This window comes from Daejeonella sp. (assembly GCF_049655485.1).
Classification (GTDB): domain Bacteria; phylum Bacteroidota; class Bacteroidia; order Sphingobacteriales; family Sphingobacteriaceae; genus Daejeonella.
The window spans coordinates 1-1,757 of sequence record NZ_JBASJU010000361.1 but is presented as its reverse complement, the minus strand read 5'-3'; the positions used below and the strand labels follow the sequence as shown (position 1 = coordinate 1,757).

The window sequence follows — 1,757 nt, the reverse complement described above, 5'->3', positions numbered from 1 at the left end:
GCCCATGTGGACCATAAGAACTGAAATATCAGAAGGGGATACTCCAGATATTCTGGATGCCTGGCCCAAAGTTCTTGGTTTTATTTTCATCAGTTTTTCTCTTGCCTCTTTAGAGAGGGAGAGAAGTCCTAGGTAATTGAATTCTGTATTTATGATGTGGTCCTCCATTCTCTTCATCTTATCTACAATTTCCATTTCTTTTGTAAAGTAGCTTTCATATTTGACTTTTATTTCAGCCTGTTCGATAGTATCAGTATCGTGATCGGAAAGCATCTTATCAAACGTCGGGTCGGCGCTTCTTATTTTTTCGAAAGTTATTTGTGGCCTGGTTATCAATTGGAAGAGCCTTACACTCTGGGAAATTCCCGGTGTTTCAGCGACTGTAAGTGCCGGGTTAACAGCTTCAGGAGTTATTGAAGTGGATTTTAAATAGTTTACTATCGAATCTGCATTTCTGATTTTTGAATTTACTTTATCTAAACGTTCATTTGAAATTAGTCCGAGTTTATGTCCTATAGGTGTTAATCGTATATCCGCATTGTCCTGTCTAAGCAACAGACGGTGTTCCGCTCGCGAGGTGAACATTCTATATGGTTCTTCTGTTCCTTTAGTGACCAAATCATCGATGAGTACGCCAATATAAGATTCTGATCTTTTCAGTACAAGTTCTTCTTTTTCTTTTAATTTTTGGTGGGCATTAATCCCGGCCATAAATCCCTGACAGGCTGCCTCCTCATACCCTGTTGTACCATTGATTTGACCTGCGAAATAGAGGTTATTTATTTTCTTGGTTTCCAGTGTTAACTTTAATTGTGTTGGTGGAAAGTAGTCATATTCTATCGCATATCCTGGTCTGAACATTTTCACTTTTTCAAATCCAGGAATTTTAGTTAAGGCTCTATATTGAACATCTTCTGGTAATGAAGTAGAGAATCCGTTTACATAAATTTCGACAGTGTTCCAGCCTTCAGGTTCTACAAAAATCTGATGACGGTCTCTTTCGGCAAAACGATTTATTTTATCTTCTATAGACGGGCAATATCTTGGACCTAATCCTTTAATTCTGCCAGTAAACATTGGCGATTTTTCAAACCCTTCTTTAAGTGTGTCGTGAACTTCTTGATTGGTGTAAGTAATCCAGCAGCATCTTTGATCTTTTGGGAGTTCAACGTCGGTATACGAAAACCTTCCCCGTATTTCGTCTCCCCATTGCTCTTCCATTTTTGAATAATCCAGCGATCGTCCGTCAACACGTGGTGGTGTTCCCGTTTTCATTCTTCCGGATTCAAATCCTAGTTTTACTAGTTGTTCTGTTATCCCCGTGGCTGCTTTTTCTCCCGTCCTTCCTCCACCAAATCGTTTTTCCCCGATATGAATCATTCCGTTTAGGAAAGTCCCATTTGTTAGGACCACTGCCTTACAAGCTATTTCAATGCCAAGGGAAGTGGTAACGCCAGTTATTCGATCACCATCGGTTTTTATCCCGACTACTGTGTCCTGCCAAAAATCCACATTGGGTGTTTGCTCCAAATTGTATCGCCACTCTTCAGCAAATTTTACCCGATCTATCTGCGCTCGTGGACTCCACATTGCTGGTCCTTTTGAGCTGTTAAGCATTCTAAATTGAAGTGTTGTTCGATCGGAAATAATACCGGAGTATCCACCGAGGGCGTCAATCTCACGGACTATCTGACCTTTGGCAACACCGCCCATAGCCGGATTACAACTCATCTGTGCAATGGTTGCCATGTTCATGG

The 1,757-nt window shown here is 40.8% G+C and carries 1 protein-coding gene; it reads right to left on the bottom strand.

The genetic code is table 11. The features are described 5' to 3' along the window. On the bottom strand, window positions 1-1,757 hold a 1,757-nt coding region (mnmG, locus tag WBJ10_RS14705), incomplete at both ends, for a tRNA uridine-5-carboxymethylaminomethyl(34) synthesis enzyme MnmG (protein WP_424291603.1).